The 13771-nt window shown below is 66.8% G+C and carries 9 protein-coding genes; 4 read left to right on the plus strand and 5 right to left on the minus strand.

Annotated elements, in window-relative coordinates; translation table 11 throughout:
- Positions 1-43 precede the first annotated feature (43 nt).
- Positions 44-1801, plus strand: coding sequence for a DNA polymerase/3'-5' exonuclease PolX (gene polX, locus KF833_13570; protein ID MBX3746329.1), 1758 nt, complete (start codon positions 44-46; stop codon positions 1799-1801).
- 92 nt (positions 1802-1893) lie between these two features.
- Positions 1894-2223 carry a hypothetical protein gene (locus KF833_13575; protein ID MBX3746330.1) on the plus strand — a complete coding sequence of 110 codons (330 nt, stop codon included), beginning with the start codon at positions 1894-1896 and terminating at the stop codon, positions 2221-2223.
- Between the two features lie 83 nt (positions 2224-2306).
- Here KF833_13575 and KF833_13580 read toward each other — a convergent pair whose 3' ends face one another.
- The 4 genes from KF833_13580 to KF833_13595 form a co-directional block, all read right to left on the minus strand.
- Positions 2307-3707, minus strand: coding sequence for a mandelate racemase/muconate lactonizing enzyme family protein (locus KF833_13580; protein ID MBX3746331.1), 1401 nt, complete (start codon positions 3705-3707; stop codon positions 2307-2309).
- 61 nt (positions 3708-3768) lie between these two features.
- Positions 3769-4332: a hypothetical protein gene (locus KF833_13585; protein ID MBX3746332.1), complete on the minus strand. Its 564-nt coding sequence runs from the start codon at positions 4330-4332 to the stop codon at positions 3769-3771.
- A 524-nt stretch (positions 4333-4856) separates the two neighbouring features.
- A complete protein-coding gene (locus tag KF833_13590) occupies positions 4857-6272 on the minus strand; it encodes a Gfo/Idh/MocA family oxidoreductase (protein ID MBX3746333.1) in 1416 nt (471 codons plus the stop codon).
- 437 nt (positions 6273-6709) lie between these two features.
- A complete protein-coding gene (locus KF833_13595; GenBank protein MBX3746334.1) occupies positions 6710-7651 on the minus strand; it encodes a DUF533 domain-containing protein in 942 nt (313 codons plus the stop codon).
- Positions 7652-7794: 143 nt separating this feature from the next.
- On the opposite strand from KF833_13595, the gene KF833_13600 reads away from it, so the two are divergent.
- Together KF833_13600 and KF833_13605 are read left to right on the plus strand one after the other, a co-directional pair.
- A complete protein-coding gene (locus tag KF833_13600) occupies positions 7795-10809 on the plus strand; it encodes a DUF1549 domain-containing protein (GenBank protein ID MBX3746335.1) in 3015 nt (1004 codons plus the stop codon).
- 2 nt (positions 10810-10811) lie between these two features.
- Positions 10812-12335: a DUF1501 domain-containing protein gene (locus KF833_13605; GenBank protein MBX3746336.1), complete on the plus strand. Its 1524-nt coding sequence runs from the start codon at positions 10812-10814 to the stop codon at positions 12333-12335.
- Between the two features lie 45 nt (positions 12336-12380).
- On the opposite strand, the gene KF833_13610 is transcribed toward KF833_13605, so the two are convergent.
- Positions 12381-13673 carry a Gfo/Idh/MocA family oxidoreductase gene (locus KF833_13610; protein MBX3746337.1) on the minus strand — a complete coding sequence of 431 codons (1293 nt, stop codon included), beginning with the start codon at positions 13671-13673 and terminating at the stop codon, positions 12381-12383.
- Positions 13674-13771 lie beyond the last annotated feature (98 nt).

Genomic DNA, 13771 nt, shown 5'->3' on the forward strand with positions numbered 1-13771 from the left:
GCCGTGCTTCTCCCCCCGCAACGCCTCGGATAGCCTCCGACTCATGACCAAGGACAACGTGGCGGCAATCCTCGAAGAGATCGGGGTCCTGCTGGAACTGAAGGGGGAAAACCCGTTCAAGACCCGCGCCTACCACAACGCCGCCCGCACCCTCGAAGCCCTCACCGAACCCCTGGAACGTCTCGTCGCCGAGAACCGGCTGGGTGAACTCAAAGGGTTCGGCGAAGCCCTCCAGACCAAGGTCGCCACCCTCGTCACCACCGGGTGCCTTCCCTACTACGACGAACTCAAGGCGTCCTTCCCCCCAGGGTTGCTCGACCTCCTCAACCTCCCCGGCGTCGGCCCCAAAAAGGCCCGCAAACTCCACGACGCCCTCCAGATCGCCTCGGTCGAGGACCTCGAAGCCGCCTGCAAGGACGGTCGCGTCGCCGCCCTCGATGGATTTGGCGACTTGTCCCAGCAACGCATCCTCGAAGGGATCGCCCTGCGCCGCCAGTTCGCCTCCCAGCACCGGCTCGGCGACGCCCTCGCCACGGCGGAACCGATTCTCGAACGGCTCCGCTCCCATCCCGATGTCATCCGCTGTTCGGCCGCCGGAAGCCTGCGCCGCTGGAAAGAGGTCATTGGCGACCTCGATTTCGTGGTCTCGTCATCGCGGCCGGCGGCGGTGATCGAATCCTTCCTCCATCAGCCCGGCGTCCTCAAGGCCACCGCCCAGGGCGAAACCAAGGCCAGCGTCGTGCTCGACAACGGCTTGCAGGCTGATCTCCGCGTGGTGCGCGATGCCGAGTTCCCCTTCGCCCTCGCCTACTTCACCGGCAGCAAGGAACACAATATCGTCATGCGCCAGCGCGCCATCGCCCGCGGTCTGCGCCTGAACGAATACGGCCTGTCCCCATCCGACGATGCCCCTGCCGGCCGCGCCACTGCGCCGGATCCGTGCCGCACCGAGGAGGAAATCTACCGCGCCCTGGGCCTGTCCTACATCCCCCCGGAACTGCGCGAGGATCAGGGCGAATTCCTCGCCGCAGAACGGGGGGAACTCCCCGAACTCATCGAGTGGACCCAGCTCAAGGGCTCCCTCCACAACCACTCGACCTGGAGCGACGGACGCCAGTCCCTCGAGGAGATCGCCGCGCATGCCCAGGACCTCGGTTGCGCCTACTGGGCGGTGACCGACCATTCCAAAGCCTCCTTCCAGGCAAATGGCCTCGACGCCCGCCGCCTTCGCGAGCAGATCCGCGCCATCCGCGACATCAACCGGCGCCTGGAGGACGATGGCAGCGATTTCCGACTGCTGACCGGCACCGAGGTGGACATCCTCAAGGACGGACTCGATTTCCCCGACGAAGTGCTGTCCGAACTGGATGTCGTGGTGGCCAGCCTGCACGTCCCCGCCCGCGACGAGGCCGAAAACACCCGGCGCCTCATCCGTGCCGCACGGAATCCGTGGGTCCACATGCTCGGACATCCCAGCGGTCGTCTCCTGCTCGAACGCCCTCCATACCCCGTCAACCTGCGTGCCATCATCGAGGCCTGCGCCGAAACCGGCACCTGGATCGAACTCAACGCCAGCCCCTTCCGCTTCGACCTCGACTGGCGCCACTGGCACGACGCCGTCCGGCTCGGCGTCCGCTGCGCCATCAACTGCGATGCCCATCGCCCCGAACACGCCGGCCAGCTGCGGCTCGGCGCCGGCATCGCCCGCAAGGGCTGGCTGACCCGCGACGACGTGATCAACACCCGTCCCCTGCCCGCCCTGCGCCAGGCCCTCGCCGACCGCCGGAGCCGCATACGCTGATCCAGGGCTGAGGGTCCATTCCCCGAAAGAGGCCCCATCGATTCCGCTCAAGACATTGCGTCCTGGCGCCGATGTGGTATTCGAAAGGCCGCATGAAGACGACGCAATCCACGGCGCTGCGCCGGGTGAGTCGCCCTCAGCCGTTCGGACGTCGCGGACACGCGCGCCCGAACGATCAGGCGCTAACGCACCTCACCGGAACCATCCTCCGCCGATTGCTGGCGGAAACGGAAAATCCGGTGCTGCACGCCAGCTTGAGGCGTGCTGCGGCGGAAGCAGAGTCACTCGCGTGGCTCACTTCGGTTCCGCTGCTGGTGCTGCCGACGCTGCTTGAGGAAAAGGCCCGCGCGGCCCGGTTCTATGCCACCCGGCAGGCCGAACTGCGCGAAGCCAGCCGCGAGTGGGTCAGCCTGACCGAATAACGCGGCGCAGCGCCGCATTGAGCAACGAATACGACAGGCCCGGGGGCAACCCCGGGCCTCTTTCTTTCAACCCTGACTCCAAACTACTCGCCGTACACCCACTCGGCCGCCGGCAGGTCCCGCCGAATCGCTTCCAGCCGGTATCCGAAACCCGATCCCCGCAGGGTGGACAGATCCACCTCCCCGTTCCGGCGCGCATGACACCCGGGATGTACCGCCGCCTCCGGCGCCGACACCGCCGGGTAGAACTGCATCGCGTTGGTCTCCACCCCCATGATGGTGCCCGCATGGGCCGCCAGGAGGAGATGCGGCAGTTGAGCCAGCATCGGATTGGTCAGATCCTGCACCATCAGTTCCATCCCGTGCGCCCGCGCCCAGGCGAGGCTCAGCAGCGCACCGCTCTGGGTCTTGCACGTCTTCAACGCCACACCGCTCCATCCCAACTGCCGTCCATGCCGCACCAGGCGCCAGTCATGCGCGCTTTCGTCGAGAAACAGCGGCTTGCGGGCCGAGACGCTGTGCGCCGGAATCGGGTTCGCCTCGAGGTCGTAGGGAAAAGGCTGCTCCACGTACAACAGCATGCCGTACAGGCGCGGATGCGAGTTCCGAAGCCGGTCGAGGATGACGTTCACGTAGGCGGGCTCGCGGACGGTGCAGTTGAAGTCGGCCGTCAACCAATCCACTCCGCCCGCCACCGCCACCTTCCCCACCGCCACCAATCGTTCATAATCCCAAGCCGCGTCGTTGCCGCGCAGCTTCACCTTGAGGCACTTCAAACCGTCCCGCCGGATCCAGTCCGCCAACAGCACCGGCACGCCATCCTCCGGCTCGTCCCCGCGCAACTCCGACGCGGCGATCGGGTCCAATCCCCCCACCAGATGCCAGGCGCGAAGCCGGTCGCGCCGCGGCACCAGGTAGTCCGACGGATACCGGCCCGCAAAGCTCATCCCCGGCTCGGCCGGTTCGAGAAACACCGCCAGGTCGCGATTGAGGTGTTCCGGCCCATACGTCTCGTACACGGGAAGGCCCACGCTGTTGCCGAACGCATCGTGGATCGCCACATCGAACGCTGAGGCCACAATCAAGGCCGCCAGCCAGGGCATCGGTTCGCCCCCCCGCTCCTCGTTCAACGCCCGCCATAACCCAGGCAGCCTCCCTTCCACGAAGTCCCAGCCCAATTCGAGCGCATGTCCGAAAGCCCCGTGCTCCGACCACAACCGTGCCACCCTCCCGGCCAGATCGATCATCGCCCGCAACCGCACTTCGTAAGGCAGCGCTGACGGCCATCCCCACTGGACGCTCAAAGGCGTCTCCCCCCACCCCTCGCTCCGTCGGCCCTTCCGATCGATGACCCGCACCCGGACCCGGGCACAGGTCACCCGCGTCAACGTCTCCGTTCCGAACTTCAACGGAACCCGCGTGGGCACCGGCAACAAGTACAACTCCGCACCCGTCACGCGGACGTCCGAGGGCCTGCCGATCATAAGGACCGCAGCGTGCCCCTTCCGCCTCGATTCGCGAAGTTGAATCCGTACACGCGCGAGGCTACGGAGCGCTTCGAGGGATTCCCGATCGGACGTCGCCCCACGGCCGGGGCGCAGGCGTGGAGGGGGGACGCAACACCGGTCGGATGGCATCACGGCGCAATATCTCCAGCAGGATCTGGACGCGTTGCGCGGCCGGGATGTCGTAGTGGGTCACCGCCCGAAACCCCTTCAGCGGCCCTGCCCAAGTGTCGGGATTGGCCCCCGGCTCGAGCCGCGGTATCGGCCGGTCCATGATCTGCGATGGACCAAACTCAAGAATCAGCTCCTGCATCAGGGCGTCCGGGATGGTCGGCCATTGATCTCCAAACCGCACCACGGCCTTCACCCCTTCCACCCGGCCCACCCGCTCCAAACCCGCCTCCAGCGCAAACCGCGCAAACAGATGCTGCGGAAACAGCGGCTCAACTCCCAAACGCACCGTCCGCACCCCCAGCGGTCGCCTCGACCGCAATCGCGGCAGGAAGACGTCCACGCCCCTCACCTGACTGAGATGCGTGAAGGCCACCAACTCCTGCCTCCGCGCCGTGCTCACACAATACCAAGCCGCCGATCGGACGTTCATCATGCATCGATTTCCGTTGTGTCCGCCGCGCATCCCATGGCACAGGACGCTCCACGCCCGCAGACCCCATCCCACCTCTCGGACCCCCGCGCCCGCGCCAACCCTTCGCCAAACCCGCCCGTGCGAAGGGCCCGTGCGAAGGGCCCGTGCGAGAGCCCGGGCGCCCGGGCGCCCGGGCGGAGGGCCCGAGCGAAGGGCCCGGATCCATCCCAAACCGCAGAGCCTTCAAATAGCAGAATGCATTCCACACGTGACAAAAGCGTGAACTTCCCGGGGCACCACCCAAGAAACCCTCCCTTTTGGCCCGTTCCACCCCCCAAAAAGACGCTCCCCTTGGCTCGTCCCAGCCTTACCCCGATTGGGGTATGGACCATCGGTGTAAGACCTCCCGACGCCTTATCCTTTCACGGACCGAACCGCTTTGTTACAAGCTCCTACTCCCAAGCGGGATATAACCCATGGAGCAGTTCCTGGCAGGGGTGTAAAACAAAGCGACACTCCCCCCCCACCAGCCCGCCGGCCCACTAGCCCAATGACCAAGGCGCCCGCGTCGGACGCGACAGCAGTTCACTCGCGCCCGGATCGTTGAGGATCTGCTCCCGCTCGGCGTCCCAGCGGATCTTCCGTCCGGTCAGCATTGCGATCAGCCCCAGGTGACCGGGCACCGCCGAGCAGTGCGCCACCTCGACCGGCGTCACCGTCGGTTGACGCGACTTCACGCTGTCGAGGAAGTTCCGGTAGTGGCCACCTTCCGCGAAGGGCAGCTTCACCTTGCGCAGTTCCTCTGGAAGCCGGCGGTTCTCCTCCCAAGCCTTGTTCGACGCCTCGAATCCATTACCGCGGTTCACCCAGACCCAGCCGTCGGTCCCAACCCATTTGGTTCCGCCCCGGATGTCGTTGTGGCCGCCGGCGATCACCAATTCGATGTCATTCGGGTATCGGCAGGTGATCCGGTACCGCGTGCAGGTGTTCCACAACGCCTCGGCCGCGGGAAATTCGCCGGTGCCCGACACCTCGCTTGGCCCAATCCGGTCATCGTTACCCAAACCCCAGTGGGCGATGTCTCCATGATGCCCGATCCAGTCCAGCAATTGCCCGCCACCGGTATTGTAGTTCCAGCGCCAGTTCATGTGCACTCGCGCCTGCACATAAGGCTCCATTCTCGCCGGCCCAATCCAGCGGTCGTACTGGAGCTCGGACGGCGGGGCCGTCATCGCCACCTTCCACGCCGGCGTACCCGGCATCAGACGGGACAAGTTCGTCACCGGGTCAGGCAACCGGCTCAGCGCCTCGATCAAAGGCTTGCCCGTCCCCGCAAAATCGTGGTGTCCACTGGGCAATCCCACCTCGACACGCGTCACCCGACCGATCAGCCCGTTGCGCACAATCTCCGCCGCGTAGTGGAAATTGCGCTCCGACCGCTGCCATGAACCCGTCTGCCAGATCCGCTGGTTCGATTGCACCGCCCTCACGATCGCCTGCTGCTCGGCAATGGTCCGGGCCAGCGGCTTCTCGCCGAAGATATCCTTCCCACTGCGGGCCGCCTCGACCGACATCACCCCATGCCACTGATCCGGAACCGCCAGCATTACCGTGTCGATATCCTTCCGGGCCAGCATTTCCCGGTAGTCCTCGTAGGCCCGGCAGTCCCGGTTGTCGTAGTGCCGGTTGATGGATCGCAGCGACGCTTGAAGATGGTTGCGGTCGATGTTCGCGCTGGCCACCACCTGGCAGTCCGGCTGCCTCATGAAATTCCCCGTGTTGCCCGGCCCCTGCATCCCCCAGCCCACCACCCCCATGGTGATCCGGTTCGAGGGCGCCGGCCGGCCGGCCGCCCCAAACACCGTCGCCGGCACAAAAGTCGGCAGCGCAATCCCCGCTCCGGCAGCGGCCAAGAACCGGCGACGTGAAATCCGTGGACTGGAAGGGATGCGTTTCATGGTGTGCCGAGCCTGCCTTCGCCATCCGGCGATGACCAGCGCGTTCAGCACCCACCCCACCATTCCGGGCATCCGCGAGCAGCCGAAAGCCCAGACCCAGCGTCAACAATAAAAATAAAACTTAAAGCGCCTGGCAATTTATTATCGTGAAATCTGATTCAAGTGCCTGACTTTTTAACTTGGACGTCAACTGCAATGTGCCGGACTTATTATTTTGTTATTATTGACTAAGGTCAAATGCTACTTGCCTGACTATATATTTGATCTTTGAATTTGTTGACGACGGTGTCAACTTTATATTGTCTGGCTCGTTATCATGAGCTCAGCGGGTATTGGATCGCGGACGCGATGTGGACGGAGCGGACGCGTGGGAGGACCGTCACCATCAGGGCAACTCCCGCAAGTAATAGTCCGATCGGTCAACGGCGGTCGTCCGCTCACCCGCCTCGCGCCATTCGCATGACCTCGGTCACATTCAGTTGCCTGCTCTGGCGTTGGATCTCAGGAAGGTACCGGGCCTGCATCCCCCTGGCTTCGCCCAATAGCGACTGAAATGTCTCCCGCATCTGCATCCCATTGAGAGAACGGCCTCCCGCATAGTACCGCCGCGCCATCTGACCCAACGCCCAAGTGCTGGCAAACGCCATCGCCGATCCGGTGAACGCCCCAGCCAGTCCCCGCCCCAATCCACCCGCCACTTTCCCCAGAATCCCCTTCATCAGCTTCGTCGCGTACCCTTCGATCACCTGCGCCGACACCCCGATGCCCGCGGCGGCGAGGAATTCACCGATGTGACCCCGGTCCAGACTGTGCCCGTACCGCTGGCCGATCCGATACACCAACCGCATCTGCAACGGTATGATCGCCATGGTCGCCAGCGAACCCGGCAAGAGTTCCAAGGCCCCCGCCAAAATCGCCTGATTCCGGATCATCCCGTCGAGGTCCTCCTCCGAGACGACCGCGGCCAAGGCGACCGGCGCAGGCGACGCCAGCACCGGCGGAACCGCCGCCGCCACAATTTCGTCCGCCTCCCGCCGCAGCGGGGCCACCCGTCCGTCTCCAAGACCCAACCGCCGCTGCAACCCATCCAGGAACCGGCGCTCCTCGTCGTTCAATCGGTCATCCGCCTCGCACACCCCGAGCGCCATCTCGTAGGCCAACAGCCTGGATTCGGGCGTTTGCAGGGCCCCGGCCAGTTCTTCCATCGACACCTTCTTCAACAGCACATCCCGATATAACTCCATCGCCTTCAAACCCGGGTTCTCGAACCCTGCCACGATCTCCCGCACCCGGTCCCGCTCCACGTCGCTCTTCGTCCCGTCCGCAAAGGCCGCCATCAGGCACAACCCCAGCAATCCGCGCTGCTCGGCATCGTTCACGGGGCCAGCCTAGGACCTCCGAACCGCATTGAAAGCGTCTTCCAACTCCCGCACGCTCACGTCCTGTTCCCATGCCCCACGCCCCTTCCACCGGTGAACTCCGACCCGGCCGATGGCGGATCGCACTCCCCGTCATCCTGCCCATGGCCACCTTCCTGGTCACCGCCGCCATCGATCCCGGCCGCCTTCCGCCGGCCGCCAGTCATCCGGTCGATTTTGTCACCGATATCCGCCCCATCTTCGAAACGCGCTGCTACTCCTGCCACGGACCCGACCGCCAACGTTCCGGCCTCCGCCTCGACGTTCGCGCGGCGGCCCTCGGCGGTGGGGATCTTGGACCCTCCATCCTGCCCGGCAACGGCGACGAAAGCCCGTTCCTCCACTATGTCGCCCGGCTCGTCGAAGGCATGGAGATGCCGCCTTCCGGCGATCCCCTCAACGACGCTGAAATCGGACTCCTCCGCGCCTGGATCGACGCCGGAGCCCACTGGCCGGACGGCATCGATGCCGCAGAACTCCACGACAAGTCGGATCACTGGGCCTTCAAACCCGTTCTCCATCCCACCCCGCCCGAGGTTCGCAACGCCTCATGGCCCCGCACTCCTATCGACCGGTTTATCCTCGCCCGGCTCGAAACCGAAGGCCTCTCCCCCTCCCCCGAGGCGGATCGCCGCACCCTGATCCGCCGCCTCAGCTTCTCCGTGCGCGGCCTCCCGCCTACCCCGGACGAGGTCCGTGACTTCGTCCAGGATCCCGACCCCCACGCCTACGAACGACTCGTGGACCGTCTCCTGGCCTCCCCCCAGTACGGCGAACGCTGGGCCCGTCACTGGCTCGACATCGTCCACTACGGCGAATCCCACGGCTACGACAAGGACAAGCCCCGCCCCAACGCGTGGCCTTACCGCGACTACGTCATCCGCGCCTTCAACATCGACAAACCCTACTCCCGCTTCGTCGAGGAACAGCTTGCCGGCGATGTCCTCTTTCCCGACGACCCCGACGGCGTGGTGGCCCTCGGGTTCCTCGCGGCCGGTCCGTGGGACTTCGTCGGCCATGTCGAACTCCCCGAATCCAAGACCGACGGCCTCATCGCCCGCTACAACGACCGCGACGACATGGTGATGACTGCCATGTCCACGTTCCTCAGCCTCACCGTCCACTGCGCCCGCTGCCACGACCACAAGTTCGATCCCATCCCCCAGCGCGATTACTACGCCCTCCAGGCGGTCTTCGCCGGCGTGGACCGCGCGGACCGACCCTACGACCGCGACCCCGAAACCCACCGCCAACGACAATCGCTGTCCCGGGAGACGAAGGACCTGACCCGCCAGCGCCAGGCCTTCGATGCCGTGTTCGCCCGGCTTGAACGCCCGGAAGTCCGCGCCCTCGATGCCACCATCGCCGAACGCCGGGCCGCCCTGAATGCGCTGTCCGATGCCGCCGAAAGTCCCTCCAACGGCTACCACAGCGCCGTCGAACCCCGACCCGACGTCCTCAAATGGGTCCAGGTGGATCTCGCCGAACCCCGGCCCATCACCGAAATCCGCCTGGTCCCCGCCCGCCCCACCGATTTCCCCGACACCCCCGGGTTCGGGTTCCCAGTCCGCTTCCGCGTCGAGGCCGATGACGACCCGGCCTTCCCCGACCCACGCCTGGTGGCCGATCACACGACCACCGACTTCACCAATCCTGGCGACGAACCTGTGGTGTTCCCCACCCCGGCCCTCCGCGCCCGCGTGATTCGCATCACCGCCACCCGCCTCTGGGAACGCACCGCCGACTACGCCTTCGCCCTCGCCGAACTCCAGGTCCTCTCCGGCTCCGACAACCTCGCCCTCTGGGCCCCCGTCCAGGCACTCGACTCAATCGAAAGCGGTCGTTGGGGCCGCGCCCGCCTGGTCGACGGCTTCGACAGCCGCCAGCGCCTGGGCAGCCCGCCCGAATCCGCGACCCTCGCCGCCCGCCGCCAGGATCTCCGCAACGCCATCGAAACCCTCCGCCTACAACGCCTCGAAACCCTCGTCGCCGCCCTCCCACCCGCCGCCCAAGCCGACTACCGGCAGATCGTCGCACGCCTCGCCGAAATCGAACGCGACCTCACCGCTCTGCCTCCGCCCGAATGGGTGTACGCCGCCACGTCCGACTTCACGCCCATGGGCTCGTTCCGGCCGCCCGACGGCCCCCGCACCGTCCACTTCCTGCGCCGCGGCGACGTGCGGGCCCCGATGGAACCGGCAACCCCGGGCGCCCTTTCCACCTTCCCGTGGCTGTCCAGTGAACTCCCTCTCGAACCCGGCGCCGAGTCCTCCGAGGCCCCGCGCCGCGCCGCCCTCGCCCGCTGGCTCACCGATCCCCGCAACACCCAGCTCCGACGCTCGATCGTCAATCGCGTCTGGCACTACCACTTCGGGCGCGGCCTCGTCGATACCCCTGGCGACTTCGGATGGATGGGCGGCACCCCGTCCCACCCGGAACTCCTCGACTGGCTCACCCACCGGTTCCAGAACTCCGGCGAATCCTTCAAGGACCTCCACCGCCTCATTCTCACCAGTGCCACCTGGCGCCAGGCTTCCTCACCCCACCCCGAGGCCGAACGCGCCGATGCCGACAACCGCCTTCTCGCCCGCATGAACCGCCTCCGCCTCGACGCCGAATCCCTCCGCGACGCCCTCCTCGCCGTCAGCGGAGAACTCGATCCCGCCATGGGCGGTCCCAGCGCCCAACAGTTCCTCTTCCAGGACGATCACTCCCCCGTGTACGACTACACACGCTTCGAAGTGGACAGCCCCGCCGCCGCCCGCCGCAGCATCTATCGCTTCATCGTCCGCAGCGTCCCCGACCCCTTCATGGACACCATGGACTGCCCCGATCCCAGCATCCTCACCGATCGCCGCACCGAAACCCTGACGCCGCTCCAGGCTCTCGCTCTCCTCAACAACCCGTTCGTCCTCCGCCAGGCCGAACGCTTCGCCGACCGCGTCGCTGCCGGACAACCATCCACCCCGGACCGCATTCGGCGCGCCGTCGAACTCGCCTTCCTCCGCCCGGCCACCGATTCCGAGATCGACCGGCTCGGTGCCTACGCCGACCAGCACGGCCTGCCCAGCGCCTGCCGCCTCCTCCTCAACAGCAACGAATTCACCTTCCTCGACTGACCATGCCCGCCCAACCCCGCCACGTCTGTTCCTCCACGGAACACCCCTTCGCCCCCGCCCCTCCCCACGCCTTCGATCGCCGCGAATTCCTCTGGCGCCACGGCGGCGGACTCGGCGGCATCGCCCTCGCCTGGCTCCTCGGCCGCCAAGGACTCCTCGCCGACACCGCACCCGGCTCCGGCCCGGTGGCCGCGTCCGCCGGTTCCCCCGACCTCCATGGCGGACTCCACCATCGCGCCCGTGCCCGCCGCGTCGTCCAGCTCTTCATGTCCGGCGCCGCCAGTCAGTGCGACACCTTCGACTACAAACCCCGCCTCCTCCGCGATGCCGGCAAACCCTTCGATGTCGGCGAAAAAGTCGAACTCTTCCAGAGCGAGCCCGGCGCCTTCATGAAGAGTCCCTGGGACTGGAAACCCTACGGCCAGTGCGGCAAGTGGATCAGCGACCTCGTCCCCCACATCGGCGCCTGCGCCGATGACCTCGCCTTCGTCCACTCCATGATCTCGAAGTCCAACGTCCACGGCCCCGCCACCTTCCTCCAGTCGAACGGCTTCGTCCTCCCCGGCTTCCCCAGCATGGGCGCCTGGATCAGCTACGGCCTCGGCAGCCTCAACCAGAATCTCCCCACCTTCGTCGTCCTCCCCGACACCCGCGGCTTCGCCCCCAACGGCCCCGCCAACTGGGGCTCCGCCTTCCTCCCCGCCCAGCACCAGGGCACCATGATCCGCGTCGGCCATCCCAATCCCATCTTCGACCTCTTCCCTCCCGAATCCGCCACCTACCTCACCCCCGACAGCGAACGCGACGGCGCCCATCTCCTCCGCGCCCTCAACCGCGAACACGCCGCCGCCCGCCCCGGCGATTCCCGCCTCGACGCCCGTATCGCCAGCTACGAAATGGCCGCCCGCCTCCAGCTCTCCGCCCCCGAGGTTCTCGACCTCACCGGCGAATCCCCCGCCACCCTCCGCCTCTACGGTGTCCATGATCCCGTCACCGAGGACATGGGCCGCCGCTGCCTCGTCGCCCGCCGCCTCCTCGAACGCGATGTCCGCTTCATCCAGATCTGGAGCGGCGCCGACAACGGCTTCCCCCGCCGCAACTGGGACAACCACGAGAACATCGCGCGGGACCACGGCGACATGGGCCGCAGCATGGACCAACCCGTCGCCGGGCTCCTCCGCGACCTCAAGGCCCGCGGACTCCTCGAGGACACCGTCGTCCTCTGGACCACCGAGTTCGGCCGCATGCCGTGCAGCCAGGGCAGCGAGGGCCGCGACCACAATCCGTTCACCTTCACCAACTGGCTCGCCGGCGGCGGCATCCGCGGCGGCATCAGCCATGGCACCAGCGACGAGTGGAGCTACAAGGCCGTCGAACACCCCACCGAGTGCTACGACATCCACGCCACCATCCTCCACCTCCTCGGCATCGATCACACCCGCCTCACCTTCCGCCACAACGGCATCGACCGCCGCCTCACCGACGTCCACGGCGACGTCATCCGCCCCCTCCTCGCCCACGCCTGATCCCGTCAGCGCCGCCCCTCAAACCCGGCCCCCGCCCCGCCACCCTCACTCCATCCGCGGCGCCCACCCCGGCCGGTACGTCCGGCCCCAGAGGGCGTCCGCCTCCGGATCCCCAAGGATGCGCCGCCGCTCGGGATCGAATCGGATCTCTCTCCGGAGCCGGTACGCGATGTTGCCAAGGTGACAGAGCAACGCGCTCTTCTGCCCCTCCTCAATCTCCGCCGTCAGCGGCACCCCATCCCGGATGGCATCCACGAAGTTCCGGAAATGGCCGACATCCCCTCCCGGCCCGGTGCCCGACGCCACCTCGGTTCCCTTCAGATCGAAGACCCGATACCCGCCCCCCTCCTGGGTCAGGGCCCCGCTCTCCCCATAAAAGGTCACCCAGGGTCGCCGCTCATGAGCGCGCGGATGACAACTGCTGTGATCGAAGGACGCCCCGCACGGGCCGAAATCGTAGGTCGCCAGCGCGGTGTCCGGAGTCTCCTGATCGTCCTGATGGTGGTACCTCCCCCCGGTGTAGGTCACCCGCAACGGATAATCCACGCCAAGTCCCCATCGCGCCAGGTCGAGCGCATGGACCCCGTTGTTCGCCAGTTCGCCCCCGCCCCAATGCCAGCGCCAATGCCAGTCGTAATGCACCAGATTGCTCAGATACGGCCGCTCCGGAACCGGTCCCTGCCACAGGTCGTAGTCCAGGTAATCCGGCACCGGCACCGGCTGCCCCCGCCCGATCGAGGGCCTCGCGTTGTTGTAGTACGTCCGCGCAAACAGCACCTTCCCGATCGCCCCGTCCCGCAATCGCCCGATCGCCTCGACCACCCCCGGCCAGCTCCGCCGCTGCGTGCCCATCTGCACCCGCCGGTCGTACCGCCGTGCCGCCCGCACAATCCACTCCGACTCCTCCGCCGTCTGGCTCCCGGGCTTCTCGACGTACACGTGCTTCCCCGCCGCGCACGCCATGATGGTCGCCGGCGCATGCCAGTAATTCGGGGTCGCCAGCGTGATCGCGTCCACATCCCGGTCGTCCAGGATCCGCCGCAAATCCTGAGTCGTCCGCGGCGTCCGCTCCTGGCGCCCTGCCATCTGCCGCGCCGCCTGCTCCAGCCGCCGCGTATCCACATCGCAGATCCATCCCACGTCCACCCCCTCGATCTGCTGCAACGCCCGGATATGATCCTGACCCCGCGCCAGACCGATGACCCCGACGGTCAGCCGCCGCGAAGGCGCCTGCGCCCCGCGCGCTCCCGGAAGCGCGCCGTAAAGGGTCAGGGCCGCCGAGGCCGCAGAGGTGCGCGCCAGAAACTGGCGCCGATCGAGGGAAAGGCTCTTGGACATGGTCGTGCTCCGTCGAAGGAATCTCCCGCCACTACCAGATGGAACGCCTCATTTGAAGCGGATTCCCCCTTTCAGGACGCCCAAGCCGGTAGATCCCG

This window comes from Verrucomicrobiia bacterium, assembly GCA_019634625.1.
Lineage (GTDB): Bacteria > Verrucomicrobiota > Verrucomicrobiia > Limisphaerales > CAIMTB01 > CAIMTB01.